This is a genomic window from Chloroherpetonaceae bacterium, from assembly GCA_033763895.1.
Taxonomy (GTDB): domain Bacteria; phylum Bacteroidota; class Chlorobiia; order Chlorobiales; family Thermochlorobacteraceae; genus JANRJQ01.
The window spans coordinates 11,517-31,847 of the sequence record JANRJQ010000002.1 but is presented as its reverse complement, the minus strand read 5'-3'; the positions used below and the strand labels follow the sequence as shown (position 1 = coordinate 31,847).

The 20,331-nt window shown below is 40.5% G+C and carries 14 protein-coding genes; 8 read left to right on the top strand and 6 right to left on the bottom strand.

The genetic code is table 11. The features are described 5' to 3' along the window. Window positions 1-24 precede the first annotated feature (24 nt). From sdaAB to SFU91_00110, 6 genes are all read right to left on the bottom strand, one after another. A complete protein-coding gene (gene sdaAB / locus SFU91_00135; protein ID MDX2127426.1) occupies window positions 25-750 on the bottom strand; it encodes an L-serine ammonia-lyase, iron-sulfur-dependent subunit beta in 726 nt (241 codons plus the stop codon). Between the two features lie 9 nt (window positions 751-759). Further along, on the bottom strand, window positions 760-1,980 hold the full coding sequence (gltS, locus tag SFU91_00130; GenBank protein ID MDX2127425.1) for a sodium/glutamate symporter: 1,221 nt from the start codon (window positions 1,978-1,980) through the stop codon (window positions 760-762). A gap of 12 nt (window positions 1,981-1,992) precedes the next feature. Further along, the gene (locus SFU91_00125; GenBank protein MDX2127424.1) at window positions 1,993-5,403 is read right to left on the bottom strand and encodes a transglutaminase family protein; all 3,411 of its coding nucleotides are present in this window, start codon (window positions 5,401-5,403) and stop codon (window positions 1,993-1,995) included. A 28-nt stretch (window positions 5,404-5,431) separates the two neighbouring features. Next, entirely contained in the window at window positions 5,432-5,854 is a 423-nt protein-coding gene (gene cdd / locus SFU91_00120) for a cytidine deaminase (GenBank protein ID MDX2127423.1), read from the bottom strand. 80 nt (window positions 5,855-5,934) lie between these two features. Further along, window positions 5,935-6,867, bottom strand: a complete 933-nt coding sequence (locus SFU91_00115) for an ArsA family ATPase (GenBank protein ID MDX2127422.1) — start codon at window positions 6,865-6,867, stop codon at window positions 5,935-5,937. Between the two features lie 8 nt (window positions 6,868-6,875). Then, a complete protein-coding gene (locus tag SFU91_00110; GenBank protein ID MDX2127421.1) occupies window positions 6,876-7,679 on the bottom strand; it encodes a class I SAM-dependent methyltransferase in 804 nt (267 codons plus the stop codon). A gap of 173 nt (window positions 7,680-7,852) precedes the next feature. Between SFU91_00110 and SFU91_00105 the strand changes: the two genes are divergently transcribed. The 8 genes from SFU91_00105 to SFU91_00070 all read left to right on the top strand — a co-directional run bounded on the left by SFU91_00105 (window position 7,853) and on the right by SFU91_00070 (window position 20,205). After that, window positions 7,853-10,036 (top strand): bifunctional (p)ppGpp synthetase/guanosine-3',5'-bis(diphosphate) 3'-pyrophosphohydrolase, encoded by a 2,184-nt coding sequence (locus SFU91_00105; GenBank protein MDX2127420.1) that lies wholly within the window; start codon window positions 7,853-7,855, stop codon window positions 10,034-10,036. A gap of 49 nt (window positions 10,037-10,085) precedes the next feature. Next, window positions 10,086-10,337 (top strand): hypothetical protein, encoded by a 252-nt coding sequence (locus SFU91_00100; protein MDX2127419.1) that lies wholly within the window; start codon window positions 10,086-10,088, stop codon window positions 10,335-10,337. Continuing rightward, window positions 10,337-10,552, top strand: a complete 216-nt coding sequence (locus SFU91_00095) for a DUF2283 domain-containing protein (protein MDX2127418.1) — start codon at window positions 10,337-10,339, stop codon at window positions 10,550-10,552. Before SFU91_00100 ends, SFU91_00095 begins: the two co-directional genes overlap by 1 nt. Before the next feature lie 250 nt (window positions 10,553-10,802). Continuing rightward, window positions 10,803-12,140: a tetratricopeptide repeat protein gene (locus SFU91_00090; protein ID MDX2127417.1), complete on the top strand. Its 1,338-nt coding sequence runs from the start codon at window positions 10,803-10,805 to the stop codon at window positions 12,138-12,140. Window positions 12,141-12,497: 357 nt separating this feature from the next. Then, on the top strand, window positions 12,498-16,004 hold the full coding sequence (locus SFU91_00085) for a helicase-related protein (GenBank protein MDX2127416.1): 3,507 nt from the start codon (window positions 12,498-12,500) through the stop codon (window positions 16,002-16,004). A gap of 12 nt (window positions 16,005-16,016) precedes the next feature. Continuing rightward, on the top strand, window positions 16,017-19,448 hold the full coding sequence (locus SFU91_00080; protein MDX2127415.1) for an Eco57I restriction-modification methylase domain-containing protein: 3,432 nt from the start codon (window positions 16,017-16,019) through the stop codon (window positions 19,446-19,448). Next, on the top strand, window positions 19,448-20,014 hold the full coding sequence (locus tag SFU91_00075) for an endonuclease domain-containing protein (GenBank protein ID MDX2127414.1): 567 nt from the start codon (window positions 19,448-19,450) through the stop codon (window positions 20,012-20,014). The genes SFU91_00080 and SFU91_00075 overlap by 1 nt, the downstream gene beginning before the upstream one ends. Then, the gene (locus SFU91_00070; GenBank protein ID MDX2127413.1) at window positions 20,011-20,205 is read left to right on the top strand and encodes a hypothetical protein; all 195 of its coding nucleotides are present in this window, start codon (window positions 20,011-20,013) and stop codon (window positions 20,203-20,205) included. Before SFU91_00075 ends, SFU91_00070 begins: the two co-directional genes overlap by 4 nt. Window positions 20,206-20,331: the final 126 nt, after the last annotated feature.

The following is a 20,331-nucleotide window of genomic DNA, read 5'->3' as shown; positions in this document are numbered from 1 at the left end:
AAAATTAAATCAAGCGACTTAGGTTTACTTTTCATACCGAGAGCTGCTTGAAAACATCGAGGGGACAAGTCGTGAGAATTTTACCCAATGAAGATTGCCAATTGCTCTTACCGTTTCGTTTGGTGGTGCTTGGTCAAGTTCAATAACCATACTTGCTAAAGGAATGCTTTGAGTCACATTTCTTGAAACGCTCATCTGTGCAATATTGAGACCTGATTCAGAAATTACTCCCGAAATTTTTTGAATACTCCCCTTGATATCTTCTGCAATGATCACTAGTGTATCAAGTTGAGCGTTAAATTCGAGTGCAAATCCTTCTATCTCTTGAATCAAAATTCTTCCACCACCAAGTGAAGCACCAACAACTTCAATAGAGCGATTAGAATCGTCATTCGATTTCCCATTTAATCGAATTCGCGCGGCATTGGAGTGAAAGCGCTCGGCATCACCAGCGAATTTGAAATCCCATTTTAAGTTTTTCTGCCACGCAAGTTCAAAGGAACTTTTCAGCCTTTCATCATCAGGCTCAAACCCTAATATCCCACCAATAATAGCACAATCCGTTCCGTGCCCTTTGTGTGTTCTTGCAAAGGAATTATAAAGTGTAATTACTGCTTCCGTAGGCTCAACATCAAGTAGCTGACGCGCTACAAATCCAATCCGGCTGGCTCCTGCTGTATGCGAACTCGAAGGACCTATCATGATTGGCCCAAGAATATCGAAAAGACTGGGTTCTCCTGTTTTTTTCATTATTCGCTTTTACTTCAAAAGGTTCAAACAAAATGTAATGAAAACCGCATTCGTGAAATCAATCAAAAATGCTGCAACTATTGGAACTACCAAAAAAGCCCTTGATGCAGCCCCATATCGATCGGTAATTGATTTCATATTCGCCATTGCGTTGGCCGATGTTCCAAGCATAAAGCCGCTAAAACCAGCACTCATAGTGGCGGCATCGTAGTCGAGCCCCATCATTCGGTATATCACCGTATAGCTTACTAAACCGACGGCAATGGTTTGAATGAGAATGATAAGAATCATCGGTAAGGCGAGCGTTTTGATTTCCCAAACTTTTAAGGTCATTAATGCAACAGTAAGAAAAATAGAGAGAGCTGCGTTTCCTAAATCATCAATCACTTTATTAGATAAGCGAAACCACTGAAACCGATCATCCAAGTTCCGAACAATAGATGCAATAATCATAGTGCCGATATACGCTGGAAGTGTAGCGCCAGATGTTGCAATTGCGTTGCTAAGCCAAGAGCCGACCCACATGACAAGCAATATCGCTACAATACATTTGAGGAGAGAGAAACCCGATTCTTCTTCAATACTTTTTGATAAACTCTTATTTCCCTCAATAACTGAAACAGGTAAGTTATTTTTGTCAGAATTAGAAAGTCCAATTTTTTTATCCAGTGCGTCTCTTCTAATTAAAAGAGTAGCAATAGGGCTTCCGATTACACCACCGAAAATTATTCCCAGCATTGCGGCAGCGATGCCAACAACACTTGCGCCTTGCATCCCAGCCTTTTCAAATTCCGGCGCAAATGCCAGTGCCGTTGCCGGCCCACCTGCTAAAGTAACCGAACTGCACATTAAACCAAAAAGAGGGTGAACATTGAGCACAGTTCCCAACCCAACCCCTATAATATTTTGTATAACAAGCATTAAGGAGCTAATTCCAAAAAAAAGCAAAACCTGTTTACCACCAACTTTCAATAGCGATAAACTTGCGCTAAAACCCACAGAGGCAAAAAAGGCAATCATCAATGGGGTTTGTAAGGAATTATCAAATTGGATTGGCAATTCATCACCCGTTTTGAAAAATGCAATCGTAAAAGCAACGAGAAGCCCTCCAATCACAGGAGAGGGAATGCTGTATTTGGCTAAAACAGGAATCCAAATTCGGAGAAAGTGCCCCAAAAATATGACCAAACCGGCGAATGCCAGCGTATGAATCATATCAAGTTTTATCATATTTTTTTAGTATTAGAATTGACGCCTTAAGTCAAGCGTATAAGGATATTCAAGGCTCTCTGAAAGCTCTTTAACCTTTATCATTTTTGGGGGGAGTAAAGCTTGAAAAGCAGTCGCCGAGGTAAGAGATTTAATGTCTTTCACCGATTCATATCTCACTTCAGAAAAGCTTCTGTATGCACCCGTAATCTCAGGAGGAGGAAGTAAGGTTGAGGGCGTAAACCCACCTTCTTCAAAACGGTTAATCCTTCTTCCCTCTGCTTCATAAGCATTAACTGGAAAAGTCTCATAGTTTCTTCCGCCGGGATGCACGACATGATAAACACATCCGCCAACCGCCCTTTCATTCCAAAGGTCAACAAGATCGAAAACTAGCGGCGTCTGAGCATTTATCGTAGGGTGAAGTGCAGAAGGCGGTGCCCACGCTTTGTACCGAATACCACATACATATTCTCCTTGTTTGCCAGTCGCGTGTAAGGGAACGCGAACACCATTACAGAGTAAAGCGTGTCGAGAATCAATTAATCCTGAAAGTTTTACTTGCAATCGCTCAACGCTTGAATCGACAAACCTTGCCGTTCCCATATTGCTCATTTCTTCTCCCAATACATGCCAAGGCTCGATACCTGCACGGAGTTCAATTGCCATATCGCCTAATTTTGTCGTGCCATAATGTGGGAATCGGAATTCAAGAAAAGAATCAAACCAATGCGGGTCAAATTGAAACCCATCTTCTGCAAGATCTTCTAATACGTGATACAAATCCGATTTTACATAATGTGGCAACATAAACTTATCATGCAATGCTGTTCCCCAGCGAACAAGTGGCTTTTTATAAGGTCTTTCCCAAAATTTCGCAATCAGTGCTCGCACAAGCAATTGTTGAAGTAAACTCATTTGATAATGTGGGGGCATCTCAAAGCCTCTAAATTCGAGGATTCCCAGTCGTCCTGTTGGGGAATTCGGTGAAAAAAGCTTATCAATACAAAATTCTGAGCGATGCGTGTTCCCCGATAAATCTGTCAGCAAATGCCGAAGCAATCGATCGATGAGCCAAAATGGTTGTGACTCAATTCCTTCTTTAATATTTGAAAAAGCAATTTCCAATTCATAAAGCCGTTCGTCTCGTCCTTCATCGACTCTTGGCGCTTGTGACGTTGGCCCTATAAATGCACTTGAAAAAAGATATGAGAGCGAAGGATGATGTTGCCAATATGTGATAAGACTTCTAAGCAAATCGGGCTTTCGAAGGAGCGGTGAATCTGAAGGCGTACTGGAGCTTATTGTAATATGATTTCCGCCGCCGCTTCCGGTATGCCTTCCGTCAAGCATAAACTTCTCCGTACCAAGCCTTGCGTGCCGTGCTGTTTCATAAAGCGATTCTATTTTCTTAACCAATTCACTCCAAGTTTTTGACGGGTGAATGTTGACTTCAATAACGCCGGGGTCGGGCGTTACTTTGAGCACTTCGAGCCGATAGTCTCGTGGTGGCTCATAGCCTTCAAGAATTATGGGCATTGAGAGTTCGCGAGCCGTTTCTTCAATCACAGCAACCAATTTCAAGTAATGTTCTAAATAAGACACCGGCGGCATAAAAACATAAAGCTTTCCAGCACGAGCTTCAAGACAGATTGCTGTGTAAATCACTTCTCTTAGCTTCCCTGTTTCTTTCCATTCAGAGGCTTTTGATTTTGTTCGTGCTTGCGTTGCATCTCTTTCGGTTTGTAAAGAAAAGTCATCAAGAGGCGGCAAAGGTTGATGTAAATCTCGCGGAAGATCAATCGGCCTTTTCTCAGGAGCTAAATATGGTAATGATTTCAAAGGTAACCGATAGCCCATCGGCGAATCGCCTGCAAGCAAATAGCATTTCTCTCTTTTAAACTTCCAGTCACACGATACCCAAGTATCCTCGGCCAAATCCCACATAATCGGAAGAGCATAACCTGCCGGTGTTTCCATTCCTCGCTCTAAAAGCCGTGCAAGCCTTTTTCTCTCTAAAGAGTCTTTCAAATCAAATTGATGTGGGTCGATGTTCGGTGGAAGCTCTTGCTCTTTGACGGCGTAATAAATCGCATCTTCAAACGCCACCGTGAGAAACTCTTGACTTAATCCAATCTTATTTGCTAACAAAAGTCCAAATTGCTCTGCATTTTTATGAGTAAACCCATAATCATTTTCTATATCTGCAAATAGCGCATCGTTATGCCAAATAGGAATGCCGTCTTTTCTCCAATAACAACCATATTGCCAGCGAGGTAATTCTTCACCCGGGTACCATTTCCCTTGACCAAAATGAAGTAATCCCCCGGGCGCAAATGTTAGGCGCAATCGCTTTACCAAATCGTTGGCCAAATGCCGCTTGTGGCCACCATCGGCCGCGGTGTTCCACTGTGCCGATTCCATATCATCAATTGAAACGAAGGTTGGTTCACCGCCCATTGTAAGCCGAACATCTCCGGCTTGCAATCGCAAATCAACCGCTTCTCCAAGTTTTAATATCTCATTCCAACTCTCCTCGCTAAATGGTTTTGTCACACGGGGGCGTTCATAAATTCGTTCGACGGTATTGTGATATGAAAATGTCACTTCACAAATATCAGTTGCTCCTGTGACCGGCGCTGCACTCTGGAAATCCGGCGTTGCAGCAAGTGGAATATGCCCTTCCGCTGCAAGCAAGCCCGAAGTCGGGTCAAACCCAATCCACCCTGCTCCCGGAATGTAAACTTCAGCCCAAGCGTGCAAATCAGTAAAATCATGTTCCGAACCACTTGGTCCATCTATGGCTTTGACATCGGGTTTTAATTGAATTAAATAACCGGAAACAAACCGCGCCGCAAGCCCAAGATGACGCACAATCTGTACCAAAAGCCACGCGGAATCGCGGCATGACCCCGACTTTTTAGTGAGTGTTTCTTCGCAACTTTGAACACCGGGTTCTAATCGAATCGTGTAAGCAATATCTTTCCAAAGCATTTGGTTTAACATCACCAAAAAGTCAACCGTACCAAGTCTTTCTCGATTGATTTTCTTTATCCAATCTCTTAAAAGCAAACCATCTTCTCTCACTTCCAAATAAGGCAAGAGTTCTCGCTTTAGTTGCTCGTCATACTGAAAAGGATAATGAGAAGCAGATTCTTCAAGAAAGAAATCAAACGGATTGATGATGGATAAATTGGCAATAACCTCGATGTCCACAATCAATCGATTTGTTTTTTCGGGGAAGACCACCCGCGACAAGTAATTTCCAAAAGGGTCTTGTTGCCAATTAATGAAATAGTTATTGGGTTCAAGCTTAAAGGAGTAAGATTCAATGGCTGTTCGGCAATGCGGTGCCGGCTTTAACCTGAAAATATGAGGTGAAAGTTTAACCGGCCGGTCATAATGATACTCGGTATGATGACGGATTGCAACACGGATTGACATGATATGAAATCAGGATGAATAAGGCAGGTTAAGATTTAAGTACACTCGCATCAAATTGGTGCGGTAATAATTCGCGCAATTGGAAGCGTTTCATTTTTCCCTGTTTATTGGAAAGAATAATTTTGGCTTTAGGTGCAAAATCGGCAAGAATCTGCCGGCAAGCCCCGCACGGTGTACAGATTTCACCTGAGCTTGCAACAATAGCAATTCGTTTGAAACTTCGATGACCTTCAGATAATGCCTTAAAAATGGCGACTCGCTCGGCACAGAGCGTAAGACTATATGATGAGCTTTCAATGTTATGACCGGTTATGATTTCGCCATTCTCGCACTCAAGCGCTGCACCAACTTGAAAATTGGAATATGGTGCAATTGCACGATTCATTGCTTCATTGGCGTCAACAATCAGCTCTTGATCTGTTTTCTTTTTGGACTTCGTGACTTTAGCCATCCTTTATGCTGAATTCAATTTTCAAATCATCGCTTTTAAGAAGATAGGTGAAAACGGGGTTCATTTCAATCTTTGAATTCTCATTTCAAGTTTTTCGAAGCAAAGGCAAACAGCCTTTCCATTCCTCTTACTTCTAAAGGCTCCTGTTCGACTAGGTGTAAAGTCAAGTCGATTTTCGATTGTATCCTTTTTATCAGCGCCTGCTCTTCTTTTACTTTTTGCGCAAAGTAAATACCAGCTTCTTTTGGAGGCAGAACCTGATTGATAAAAAGATGCTCGGCATTTATTCCCTCTTGTTGAAGAGCGAGGATTAACCGTTCTGTTTCTGCAAAAGACATTTCCGTAGGAATCATGACCGGCAAAAATTCGCAGGCGTTCTTATCTTTCAGAATTGCTTCGATTCTCTTTACCGATTTCTTCATCTCAACTAAAAAATCATCTCCTTCATCCGGTGTATAACTTCCCTTAAATGTTTGAATGACTTCTTTGTATTTCCAACGCATTTTAGCGGACATTTTTATCCAAGTATCCAAGACATCCGGCATTGAAAGCAAACGCAACGCATGTCCGGTTGGTGCGGTATCAATGATGATTCGATCAAATTGATTTTCTGTCAAAAGGTCGATGATCGTTTTCAAACTCATTACTTCATCAAGCCCCGGGATAGAGACCGAGAGCATTTCATTGATATCCTCTTCATCGAAGTATGTTGAGCTATCAAAGAGAAGTTTTAATTGATTGCGATACCGATCAATAAATTTTCGATACGCATCTTCAGCAGAAATCTCTAATCCAAAGAGCGGATACTTTTCTGAAAGCTTGGTGATTTCGCTTCCTATCGATTGGCGAAATGAATCTGAAAGTGAGTGGGCAGGGTCTGTAGAAACAACTAATGTTTTGTGGGTTTGAGAGATCATTATCGAAAGTGCGGCGGCAATGGTCGTTTTTCCCACACCGCCTTTTCCCCCAACAATAATCAAGCGTTTAGATGCAAAATGCTCAAATAATGTCACTCAGAATCTCATGATTTAATGCCCTGTCTGATTTCATAAAATACAACAATCGGAGTCGATTCAACCTCCTTAAATCCTAAAATCGACATCATTTCTGCAAGATTCGATGCAAGGAATTCCTCTGCATAAGGTTCTAGAAATAAAGTTGAACTGATATTGCCACCCAATTTTGCAACGCCATTATACTGAGCACCGTCAAACACTGTAAAAGTACCCCCGGGCTTTAAAACACGAAGAACTTCTTTGATTACGAGTTCTCCTGCACTTTTTGGCATTTCATGAAATAAGAGCGATGCTGAAACCGCATCAAAACTTTCGTTTTCAAATGGAAGCTCTGTGGCATTGGCATGCAAAAAAGAAATATTGTTAAATGACTTTGCTTTCATTTTTGCTGCCGCAAGCATGTAAGGCGAGAGGTCAACGCCTGTTACCTGTGATTCGGGAAGTGCTGTTGCTATCGCACGTGTTGCCGTTCCCGTTCCGCATCCTATGTCCAAAACTTTTTTCGCTGTTTTGGGGATACGAGCGGCCGTTTCCGTGCGAAGCATGTCTTCGCTTGGCACCAATATTTTTGAAGTGATTGGGTCGTAGGTGAGCGCTGCATCTTTATTCAAATAGCCGCCGCGAACGCTATGAAAATCTTGAAGGTAATACTCGGGCACTATCACATTGGGATTTCGAAGCATGTTACCTTCAGTTTCGAGATCGACATTTTGAAACATTTTTTCAACTAAAATCGGGCGAAGCCAATCTTCATTGGATTCTAAAAAACTGACTATCCCTTGTTGAAGCGGTGAAAGAGAAATTTTCATAAATACTTGAATTGAATTATTGAAATCTTATTCGGAGAACCTACTTTTCTTTCAAATTGTTTTTGAAGAAGAAATTTGGTTTATTCTTAAAGATTAAACGATTAACCTTTTCAAACGAATATGATTACTTTCTCCTCAAAAGATTAACCGGAGTAATTGAACCATTTGATTTTATGATTGCACAAATTGAACCGCAGCACTATGTCAAACTTGATGAGTTGCTTTCGCTATGCCGCGAAAAGCTTCATCGGTTTGACGAGGATTTGATTCGCCGTGCGTTTTTTTTGTGTTACCGTGCTCATAGTGAGGAGAAACGTGCTTCCGGAGAGCCCTATTTCTTTCACCCCGTTGAGGTTGCAAAAATCATGCTGAACGAACTCCCGCTTGATGATGTCTCTGTCGCCGCCGCGCTTTTGCATGATGTGATTGAAGATACCGATTACAGCCTTGACGACTTGAATGAAGAGTTTGGTGAGGAAGTCGCGGCGATTGTTGAAGGACTGACCAAAATTGCCGGCTTTTTTGCCAATCGTGAAATCAAAGAAGCAGAATCTTTTCGCAAAATGCTGCTTTCAATGATTAACGACATCCGAGTGATTCTCATCAAGTTTTGCGATCGGTTGCACAATATGCGTACACTCGATGCACTACCACCGCACCGCCAGTTGAAAATCGCACTTGAAACTCGTGATATCTACGCGCCCTTTGCTAATCGCTTTGGGCTTGGAAGAATGAAATCGGAGTTAGAAGATTTGGCCTTTAAGTACATCGATCGCGAAGCCTACGAAACCCTGTCTTCTCAAATCAATTTTCAGGATAAAGATCGTCAAAATTATTTAGCGCGCTTTGCCGCTACGATTGAAAAGGAACTGCATAAACGGAATTTTAAGTTCAGCATCGCTTACCGACCGAAACACCTTTACTCGATTCATAAAAAGATTGTCGATAAAGGAAAAAGTTTCGATCAAATCTATGATCTTTACGCCATCAGAATTATTCTCGACACTGATAACTCTTCAGAATGCTTTGCCGTTTACGGGTACATTACACAGCAATTCACACCAATTCCGGAACGCTTTAAAGATTATATCTCAGTTCCCAAACATAACGGGTATCAATCCCTTCATACCACGGTTGTCGGACCCAATGGCCAATTAATTGAAATCCAGATTCGAACCAAGAAGATGGATGAATTCGCCGAAAGCGGGGTTGCCGCGCATTGGCGGTATAAAGAGAAAATCACAACCGATGATAAAGCCTTTGATAATGTGCTGAAATGGGCACGCGAACTCATTGAAAACGCCTCCTCGCCGCGCGAGTTTATGGAAGGCTTTCGAATGAATTTGTATCAAGATGAAATCTACATTTTCACACCAAAAGGTGATATGAAAATGCTCCCGGTGGGTTCAACCCCACTTGATTTTGCGTTTGAAATTCATACCGAAGTGGGTTCAAAATGTATTGGGGCTAAAGTTAACGGAAAGATTGTAACGATTTCTACCAAACTAAAATCGGGCGATCAAGTCGAAATCATTACCTCAAAAAATCAAACGCCAAAACCCGATTGGGAAAAGATTGTTGTTACACATCGCGCGAAGGTAAAAATTCGACAATTGCTCAACGATCAGCGCAGAAAGGAAATTGAAGAAGGCAAAAGCCTTTGGACGAAAGCCGTTCAAAAAACAAAAAAAGTTTTTTCAGAAGGTGATATCGCAAAAATCGCTCGCCGGTTTGGAATCAACACAGCGCAAGATTTCTTTCAAGCGCTTGCAACAAAGCAAATTGACCCCGAGTCGGTTAAAGTCGAAGTTGAGACGCCTGAGCAAAAAGCTGAAAAGCAATTGGCAGAGTTTGAAAGTTTTGTTAAAGAAGCGCGTTTTGAAACTGATGAACAATCAGAGGTTACTGGATCGGCTATCGTAATTGAAGGGCTTAAAAATATTGCCTTTGCTTACGGCAAGTGCTGCAATCCCGTTCCGGGGGATGATATTATCGGGTTGGTGACAGCCGGCGGTGTGGTGAAAGTTCACCGCCGAAACTGCAAAAACATGACCGATGAAAACCTTACCCGCAGCCCTAAAGTCGTGAGCGTACGCTGGCGCAATACAAAAGAAAACAACTTCCTTGCCGGACTTAAAATTTTCGGAGAAGATAAAATTGGAATGACGAATAACATTACCCAAGCCATCTTAAAGGCAGAAACCAATATCCGCTCTATCACTCTCAATGCAAAAGACGGAATGTTTGAAGGCACCGTGATTCTTCAAGTCAAAAACACCGATCATCTCTCCCGCCTCGTTGAAAAAATCAAACGCGTCGAGGGCGTTTTCAAGGTCGAGCGATTCTCGAAGAGCTGAGTCCTTTTATACCGTTATTGATATTTGAACCATCACTTATATCATAATTATGATTCTTTTTACTGATTATGCAAAAAAAGAGATTATTCGTCGAAATATTAATATCGCTTTAGTTGAAAAAACTTTACAAACGCCGGATCAATTTTTTCAAGATGAAGGCAATATTTGGGTTTATCAATCAAAAGTCGATATTGGGGAAGAGAAATTGTATCTTTTGAGGATTTTTGTAGCAGAAGATGAGCCAAAGAGAGTTATTACCCTTTACTTAACTTCTAAAATCAATAAATATTGGAGGGAATAATGAAAATCAGTTATGATAAATCTGTGGATATATTGAGAATTGAATTTTCAGGTGCAAAAATTAAGGAATCAGATGAAATAAAGAAAGGTCTGATTCTAGACTTTGATAAAGATGGAAACATCGTAGGCCTTGAAATGCTTCATGCTTCGAATAACCTTCAATTCCCGTTATTCATAGAAGTTGAAAATGAGAAAATGATTCAAAGTATTCAATAACCCTTTAAGAAATATTTACTATACACTCAATTTCATCACCCTGAATGCAAAAGACGGAATATTTGAATGCACCGTGATTCTTCAAGTCAAAGACACCGATCATCATTCCCGCTTTATTGAAAAAATCAAACGCGTCGAAGGTGTTTTCAAAGTTGATCGATTTTCGAAGAGCTAAATGGATTCTTAATCTTTTTTTTTCAATAATTGGGAGATTTATAGGATTAAAATCATCTAACCCCACAACATTTATATGAAACGATTCAGTCTCCTACTTCTTACCTTTTTGTTATTATCAGAAAGTCTAAATGCTCAAACAAGGAATATTTCAATTGATAGTCTATTGAATCTTGGCATAGCAAGATTTCAATCAGGTTCATACAATCGCGCAATACTGGACTTTACAGATGTTCTTCAAAGAGACCCTAAAAACTATACTGCTTTGATGAAACGAGGAGAAGTAAGGCGAGTAATCGGTGATTCTCTTGGATCGCTTTATGATTATTCAACTGTCATTAAATTCTACCCCGATAGCGCCGAGCCCTTTTTTCAAAGAGCGTTATGCTACAATGCTCTTGGGAATTTTGTTGAGGCACAAATTGACTTTAACCAAGCCGTTCAGTTATCCCCTAATACACCGAACTACGTATATGAAAGGGGACTTACCCGAATTGCATTAAAGAATTTTGAAGGGGCAATTGCCGATTTTACCCAGTTTTTAAAACACAGCCCGCGAAATTCAAAAGCATATTACAATAGAGGATATTGTTACTTCCAACTTAGAAATCCCGAAGCGGCAGTGAAAGATCTCTCAGAATCCATTGTTATAGAACCTTCACCGGAAGCGTATTATCAACGCGCTTTAATAAAGGAATTCTACCGAAAGTACAACGATGCAATTTTGGATTATGATAATGCCCTCAATCTTGATGCAAATTACGATGAAGCAAGGTATGCACGTGGAATTTTACTCTCAAATCTTGGAAATAATCAAGGAATGAAAGATTTGGCGGAAATAAGTCTTAAGGGGAATCAAAAAGCAAAAAACGCTCTTAAGGCATACCAAAATTCTCAGCAAGATTCAATGAAGGTGTATCAAGTCCCGGAAATCGTTGTTGAAGCAATGACACCGGAGTATCAAGAAAATTTAGCAATAATTAAAAGAATTGCTCAGTTAAGCAATGCAGCAATAGCCTCTTTCGCTTCTAACTCAAGAATTGATGTACGGACAAGTCCTTTCTTAAGAACAGGCGGTCTGGAGGGTCTTTCGGGTCAATGGACAATGCATGATGGCGTATGTAACCAAAGTCTCATTAACTCTCAAGCTTTTACAGAGATGAGTATTTATTGTATCGTTTATGTACTGCGTCAAAAAGTAAATAAACGTCATGATACAGAAGCGATGAAGAAAATGAGAGATGTGGAAGATATTCTGACTCAAATTGATCATGAACGAATTTCATTTATCATGACACCCTTAGATGGAACAATAAGCAGACTTCGTTTATTAGCAATTGAAATACAAAAGGCAATTGGAAGTCTTCAGGCCAGAATGAATAAGATTCAAGAACAAAAGGCAAACTTAAAATAGGATGAATGAAAGAATGAATATGAATTTTTGAAATGCTTCATGCCTCTAATAAATTTCAATTCCCGTTATTCATAAACATTGAAAACGAAGATTGATTCAAAGTATTCAATAACACTTTTTTGAAGTATCAAAAACTCTCACACAATCCCTATATATTCAAAAAAACGGAATAGTTTAATGCATCGCGATTCTTCAAACGAAAGATATCGACTACCTCTACCGCCTTGTCGAAAAAATTAAGCGTGTCGAGGGCGTCTTTAATGTCGAGCTTTTCTCGAAGAGCTAACTATTGGTGATATTTACTTATTTTTTTGATTCTTTTTTTCGCTTCCACAAACTACCAATTCAAAAAAAATTATGAAAAGCAATTTTAAGCTTATTGATAATTCAAGCAAAGATTACCTCTTATCAGAAACCTTAAAGAATCTTTTCAAAAACCCATCGGTATCTGAAGTTTCAATTGCTACCGGTTACTGGGATTTACCAGCAATTGCTTTACTACAATCGGAACTATCTTATTTTTTTAATAGAGGAAATACTCGTTTGCACCTGCTTTTAGGTGAAGAACCAAGTGTGCGATCATATCAAATAAAAAATCCTTCAAAACCAGATCCCGATTTTCCTCAGAAGTACCTCAAAAGAGATCTTGAAACCTTAAGCTTTAAAGACGAGTATTCTTCTGCAGCAAAGCTCCTTCAAGAATTTTCTTCTGAAAATGCTGACAGCCGTTTTGAAATACGCGTATATAAAAAGTCATTTCTCCACGCGAAGTGCTACATCTTTGGCTCTGAAGAAGAAAATGCGATTGGAATAATTGGGAGCTCAAATTTCACTAAACAGGGACTCGAAGGAAATTTAGAGCTCAATCAGGTGGAAGACAATAACGCAACGGTTAATTATATCCGAAAAAACATCTCCCAACATCCTTCGCATCGCTCTTGGTTCGAAAGTCTTTGGCAAGAAAGTGAACCTTGGACAAAGGTTTTTGTTGAAGAAATTCTGACATTAAGCCGACACGGCTCTATGTGTTATAGCCCATATGAAATGTATATCCACTCACTTTACAGGATTTTTGGAGAAGACTTAAACGATGAGAAAAATTCTGTCTTCGATAAAGAAACAGAAGACGAAAATTCACCCACACTTTTTCCTTTTCAGGTTAAAAATTCAAATTCACTGATTAAAAAACTTGAACGCCAAAGTGTGGCAATGCTTTCTGATTCAGTAGGGTTAGGTAAAACTTACACGGCAATAAAGGTCATTTCTTATTATAAAAACATCAAAAATCAACGTGTGGTAATTGTTGCACCTGCAAGCCTCATACCGCAGTGGCAATCAGCATTTAATGACTTTCAATTTGCCCACTTACCTGAAATTTACAGTTTACAGGATATTGCCAAAATCAAGCAAACTCGAGAAGTTTACAACATCCCAATCGGGTTATTTGTGTTTGATGAAAGCCATAACCTTCGTGGAAGCGGCGGAGATAGGTTCAAAGAATTTATCGACTGGCGAAGGCTTAACCCAAATTCAAAAACACTTTTACTGACTGCAACACCCATAAACAACCAACTCACTGATCTTACCAATCAAATCATGCTGGGATCGGGAGGCGAGTTTCAAACTATCGGTAAGTTTTATGATCGATCACGAAGCGAATACATCACCTTCGAAGACCGAATACAAAGCATTCAAAAAGAAATTAAAAGACAAATTCGTGAAACAAGGTCTGTTGATTACAGCGGTTTAAGAGAACAACTTACCCCTCTCTTAAACAAAGTAATTGTAAAACGTACCCGGCAAGGAATCGAAAAAGAATACCCTGAGGGACTTGAAATCAATGGAAAAAAAGTAAAATTTCCTCAGTCAATTCCAGACAATTTAGAGTACGAAGTTCCCAATCAATACCGTTCCGATCTTCTTAAACTTTCTAAAGAATATCCTTTACTATCTGAGGCTTTGAATTTCAATATCGATAGCTTAGCCGAACTCAAGTTTCTTGCACATCCACTTGACCTCTTTGACCATTATTCAAAAAGAGAAAAACCAATTCACTCATCTCTCGAAATTATCTATTCTGCAATTCTTTGCCTTGGTTTCCCTTGCTATCGCTATAATATTTACCGCCACGAATACTACGGGATTAATCGAGACGATCTTAATCTTGATGTCGATGATAACCGGCTTTTAACTCGCCAAATCGGGATTTACGGTATTTTTAGAACGGTATTCCTAAAGCGGCTGGAATCATCAATTTTTTCAATTCAAAAATCCATCATCACTTACGAAAAAAAGCTAACCGATTTCAAAAACAATCTCTTGAAATACAATCGCATTTTTTCGATAAAAAACTTAGACGCTCTCAATAAAGTGCTTGATTCCTATAACGAACAAAATGCCGAGGAAGATGAACTCGATATTGATATTGATTCCTTTGACTTTGGCGAGAATGCACCTATTGAAGCAAGCAACGCGCACTTTAGAATCGAAACTCTCAAAGAAGACATCGAAAAAGACCTCCGCCTTCTTGACATCTTAAAAAAGCAAATTCAATTGCTGATCAAAAAAGATGATAAGATTGCGGTTCTAGCAAAACACCTCAATACAAATGACGATCGAAAAGTATTAGTCTTTACCTACTTTGCCGATACTCTTCAGTATCTCAAAGAACATCTCCCCCAACTTCTGACGAAAGGAAAAAATGTGGAGTTTGCACTCGGTACAAAAAATGAGGTTGAAAACTTTGCTTGCCGTTTTGCTCCAAACGCGAAGAAATACGCCTTGAAGCAGGGTGAAAAAGAAATTGATTACTTACTCGCTACCGATAAACTCTCTGAAGGGCAAAACCTTCAAGATTGCGGAATGATTGTCAACTATGATTTGCATTGGAATCCGGTTCGTATGATTCAGCGCAATGGCCGTATAAATCGTATTGGGAGCCCGTTTGAAGAAATATTCATCTATAATTTCAGACCAACCGAGCAACTTGAAAGCTATTTGAATTTGGTTAGTAAACTTCAAGATAAGATTAATCTCATACGCTATTCCGTCGGCACAGACCAAAGCGTTCTTGACGAAGAGCCTATCTCACAGGAATTTTCCGAAGACCTTTACAGCCGCGATGAACAAAAACGACTCGCCGCGTTTCAACGCATCTTTGAAACCTCCGAATTACTGGCTACCGATGACATCTTCCTCGAAGACTTACGAGAATTTGACCGAAACACCAATTTCTCAGAATCTTATAAACAAAGCATTATCAACCTTCCTAAAGGGAAATGGGGCAAAATCCAGCGGAAGAAAGACGATGACGGGTTTAATTATTTGGTTCATTTTTCTGCAGGTACTGATACAACAGAGTCTTCCGGCTATTTTTTCCTCTTTAAACGCCAAAAAAGCGAAATTATCCCGGAGCAGATTACGCTTAATGAAGGACTTCTCTATATAAAAGCATCAGTTGAACAAAATAAACGCTTCAGAGATAACTTCAAAGAAAAAGCACCTTTCGAAACCTACTTAGAGCATTTCAAAGAGTATTACCAAATTCCGATTGCTCAGCACAATAATCGTTTCAATGAAGCCCATCGTGAAGCAATCGGCACGCTGCTTCGCCGTATGATTACTTTAGGGTATGCCGAAAACGATATTATGAAAGTCGATGATTTCATTAATCATACCTCGAATTCCTTTTTAATCAAAGAAACCAGACGCCTTATTCGTGACATCAACCGCGCCAATCGCCGTGGGAACGCGTTTGATGATGGCATTATTCAAACGTTCTTAAAGTTTTCAGAACAACCCAATTCTTCAACAGGAGAAGAAATACCAAGCTTAGCTGATGTTCTCCAAGTGTTCACCGTCTAATTCCAAATTTTTATGATGTCATTACCTCGCTTAAATGAACTTCTTTCCAAATTTTCCGAAGGAAAACGCGACCATATTCTTGCCTTTTCTTCTGCCCTTTTAGAGTGGATGGGCATTCCCGCAGAACCATTTCAGAAACCGCCACTCATTACACCTCAAACTCAAAAACTCCGCGAGTGGCTTGCAGGCGCGCCAATCACCAATCAGGCACAATTATTCCGTCTTTCTGCATACCATACTAAAATTCTCGTGCGATTTGCTGTTCTAAAAAAAATACGCAAAGACACGCTCGTTCAACTGGTCGATAACGACCCGGGCCTAACAAGTTACCAAGCCTTTGAATCTCTCATGAATGCAGGTGGTGAAGGAAGCCCCGCCGCGCTTCCTTCAACTCGTCCCTATTTTATCCATTTTGTTACTACGCCCGACTATCAAAAGCTTTTTATCGTCCTTAATAAAGGCAATCAAAAGCGCATTATTACATTTGCTAATCGGCTTACGGTTACCCAACACGAAAAAATTCTCCATAAATGGCAAGGGATTGAACGGCTTCCTAAACCTGATATTGCAACTGTGCTTTGGGAGTCGCTTGATATTAAAGAGGTCAATAAGGAGTTTTACAAAGCCATAAAAGAAAGTTTCGATAAACTGCTTGGTCTTATTCGCTATCAGTATCCTGCCATCGAAGACAGGCTCCAAAAACAATTTGCCATTCGCCTCATTGGCCGCTATATCTTTTGTTGGTTTCTCAAGGAAAAGGGCATCATCCCGACTGCATCAATTGGCACCAAAGCCATTGACGCAAATCCTGATTTTTTCAATACCATTTTATCGGCGCTCTTTTTCAAAACGCTCAATACCAAAGTTGAAGATCGTGCGCATACAGAAATCCACCCCTTTGCAGCCGAACATTTTTCTAAAGTTCCGTATCTCAATGGCGGCCTTTTTGATTTCAGCGCCGAAGACCGTGCAATTCCTTCGCTTTCCATTGATGTGTGGCTTTTAGAATTTGTTTCCACCCTCGAAAGCTACGACTTCACGGTTGATGAAAGCAGCAGCACCTACCAACAAGTGGCCGTTGACCCCGAAATGCTTGGCCGCATTTTCGAAAACCTTTTGGCCAGCCAAAATCAGGAAACCGAACAATTAGCCAACGACCGCAAAGCCTTTGGCGCGTTTTATACGCCCCGCGAAATTGTGGATTATATGGTGCGCGAAAGCCTCAAAACATTTCTCGCCTCGCGGTGGGAAGAGGAGATTCTTTCGGCCAAAACCGAAGCACTCAATAACCCCGAACCCACTCCAAATCTTTTTGGAGAAAAACCGCATCAACAGCTTTCAATCCCACTCAAAAAAGCAGAACTTTCCAAGTCAGAAAAAAAATTGATTGATGAAAGCCTCACCAAACTCTTTTCTCAAAATCCCGAGAAAGCCATTGAAAGCAAAGAGGACCGTCAAAAGCTGCTTCGTTGGATAGAAGACGTGAAAATATTGGATCCCGCGTGCGGCTCGGGTGCATTCCCGATGGGAGCCTTGCATCAATTGGTGGAGTTAAACGAAGCACTGGGCACACTCAAAACCCGTTATGAACTCAAAAAGGATATTTTAAGCCACAACATCTATGGCGTGGATATTATGCCGATGGCCACCGAAATCGCACGGCTTCGCGCGTGGCTCTCATTGGTTTTGGATGAAGAGTATAAACCCATAGACACAAAACACAATTTCAACTTGAAGCCCCTGCCCAACCTTGATTTTAAATTCATTTGTGCCGATACCTTAATAGGATTAGGACTCGAGGAACTTGAAAAAACGTCTGAGATTAATATCTTTTTTGAAGCCTATAAAAAGCACCTCACCGAACTGCAAACGCTGAGAAATACCTATTACGATCATGCTCACGACCCTGAAAAGAAAGCACTCATTAAAGCCAAATTCGAAAACACCAAACAAAGTACGCTTACAGACTTGAAAGAAGGCCCGCCGCTTTTTGCTTCTATTGCAGCGAGACTTGACGTGTGGGACCCATTCAATGACTCAATACCAAGTCCCTTTTTTGACAAAAACTGGATGTTTGGCATTTCAAAAGGCTTTGATGTTATTATCGGGAACCCGCCTTACTTACGAATTCAAGGAATACGAAAGGTTAATAGTGCTTATGCCAATTTACTTGCAAGTATTTTTAATTCAGCGACAGGCTCTTTTGATTTATATGTACTCTTTGTGGAAAGAGGGCTCGAATTGCTCACACATAGAGGGATATTGAATTATATCATGCCTGTAAAATGGACAAATTCCGCATTTGGAAAAGGACTTCGAGAAGTCGTGAAAAATTATAAAGCAGCACAGAAAATAATTTCCTTTGAAGCCTATCAAGTATTTAATGCTTCCACTTATACGGGTCTGCAATGGTTTATACCCAATTCAAATCACCTTAATTATTTTCAATTAAACCGAGATTTATTGACTAATGAAGACCTTCACCATTTTCTAAATGAACTCGATGATTCACGATTTAATACATTTAACCCTGATTCGCTTTCCCTCGAAGGGTGGATTCTTTCAGATAACCAAACCCATAATATTCTCAAGAAAATTCAGCAGCAACCTTTAAAGGTTAAAGACATTTTTGAGAAAATCTTTCAAGGGATTGCAACATCTAAAGACTCGGTGTATTTCCTCTTGAATTGCACGAACAGCGGCTACATCATTAAAGGCTATTCCAAAGAACTTGACCAAGAAGTAGAAATCGAGTGCGGTCTTGTAAAGCCCTTGCTTAAAGGCGACCAAGTGCATCGCTACGAAACCTTAAAAACAAATAACTATGTAATTTTCCCTTACAAACTCAACAATGGTAAAGCCGCTCTTTACACGGAGCAAGAAATCAAAACGCTTTTCCCAAAAGGCTATGCGTATCTAAAAAAGAATGAACAAGTTTTGCGAGAAAGAGAAAATGGAAAATTGATGCACGACGAATTTTGGTTTCGTTATATCTATCCAAAAAACTTGACTTTGTTTGATAAGCCAAAGTTGATATGTCCATATTTAGGGCTGAAAAGTCAGTTTAGTTCTGATTTGGAAGGCATTTTTTACGGTAATACAAAATGCTTTGGCTTGATTAAAAAGAGCGGAATTATACTTGACTATCATTACTTGATAGGCTTACTGAACTCAGAACTGCTTTGGTATTTTTTAAAAAATACAGGTACAATTTTTCGCGGCGGCTATTTTGCTTTTACGCCCGATTACCTAAACGCTTTTGGCATCGCCAAACCCGATTCAGTCGAGACAGAGAAACAGATTGTTGAATTGGTAAAAACGGTAATTGCTGCGAAGTCTGTGGGCGAAGAGACGGCGGGGTTTGAGCGGGAGATTGATGAAAAGGTTTATGCGCTTTATGGCTTAACGGCGGAAGAGATTGCGGTGGTGGTGACCTCACCCTGATGCCGCAAGCGGCAACGTCCCTCTCCTTGCAAGGAGAGGGTCGTTTCGGCACAAGCCGAAACAGGGTGAGGTCAGCACACTTGCACACGACCACAACCGTTATTTTATGCAATGCAGTAGAAAGTTTAATCAACCAAGCAGAGTATATGACCAAGCGCGTCTTTAATCGGACGGAAGTGAAAGACTTGCGACGGAAGTTACGGCAGAACCAAACCGAAGCAGAGGCGATATTTTGGAATTGTGTACGCGACCGACGGCTGGCAAACTGTAAGTTTCGACGGCAGTATAGCGTCGAGCGCTTTGTAATTGATTTTTACGCACCCGAAGTTCGCTTGGCGATTGAATTAGATGGAGGCGTTCATTTTACCGACGAGGCACAGGCAAGGGACAAAGCACGCGAAGACGTGATTTCGCAATATGAAATTTCTTTTTTGAGATTCACTAATAGCGACATTAAGTTGAATTTACAAGCAGTGTTGGAAGCCGTGAGGATTAAAGTTGAAGAATTGCGCTTGAAGGAAAAAAACATAATGATTTTGGGTAAAGCCTTCCTTGCGGATCGTTGAATAAAAAAGGGGCGGCTTTCACCGTCCCGGGTGAATCCTACTCAGCAGTCGAGCCGCTTTTCAGATTCAAAATTTATGTTAAGTCGGCGGGATTTGCACCCGCTGTTGGCTATCCAACTTCCGCCGAGGGGCAGATACGACTATCGTCTCGACTCAATAAAAAAATCTATACTGAAACATTGCAAAAATAATTTTAGAACGTGAAAGTTCCCAACAACGCCAAAATGCTTTTTGAAGAGCAGTACATTCTTTAATAGCTTTGGTAATAGATTTCAATACTTTCAAAAATCTTCATCACTTCATAATCTAGATTAAGA

Excerpts from the sequence above, each read along its gene's own strand:
- sdaAB (MDX2127426.1), bottom strand. The coding sequence starts at position 750 with ATGAAAAAAACAGGAGAACCCAGTCTTTTCGATATTCTTGGGCCAATC.
- gltS (MDX2127425.1), bottom strand. The coding sequence starts at position 1,980 with ATGATAAAACTTGATATGATTCATACGCTGGCATTCGCCGGTTTGGTC.
- SFU91_00125 (MDX2127424.1), bottom strand. The coding sequence starts at position 5,403 with ATGTCAATCCGTGTTGCAATCCGTCATCATACCGAGTATCATTATGAC.
- cdd (MDX2127423.1), bottom strand. The coding sequence starts at position 5,854 with ATGGCTAAAGTCACGAAGTCCAAAAAGAAAACAGATCAAGAGCTGATT.
- SFU91_00110 (MDX2127421.1), bottom strand. The coding sequence starts at position 7,679 with ATGAAAATTTCTCTTTCACCGCTTCAACAAGGGATAGTCAGTTTTTTA.
- SFU91_00105 (MDX2127420.1), top strand. The coding sequence starts at position 7,853 with ATGATTGCACAAATTGAACCGCAGCACTATGTCAAACTTGATGAGTTG.
- SFU91_00100 (MDX2127419.1), top strand. The coding sequence starts at position 10,086 with ATGATTCTTTTTACTGATTATGCAAAAAAAGAGATTATTCGTCGAAAT.
- SFU91_00095 (MDX2127418.1), top strand. The coding sequence starts at position 10,337 with ATGAAAATCAGTTATGATAAATCTGTGGATATATTGAGAATTGAATTT.
- SFU91_00090 (MDX2127417.1), top strand. The coding sequence starts at position 10,803 with ATGAAACGATTCAGTCTCCTACTTCTTACCTTTTTGTTATTATCAGAA.
- SFU91_00085 (MDX2127416.1), top strand. The coding sequence starts at position 12,498 with ATGAAAAGCAATTTTAAGCTTATTGATAATTCAAGCAAAGATTACCTC.
- SFU91_00080 (MDX2127415.1), top strand. The coding sequence starts at position 16,017 with ATGATGTCATTACCTCGCTTAAATGAACTTCTTTCCAAATTTTCCGAA.
- SFU91_00075 (MDX2127414.1), top strand. The coding sequence starts at position 19,448 with ATGCCGCAAGCGGCAACGTCCCTCTCCTTGCAAGGAGAGGGTCGTTTC.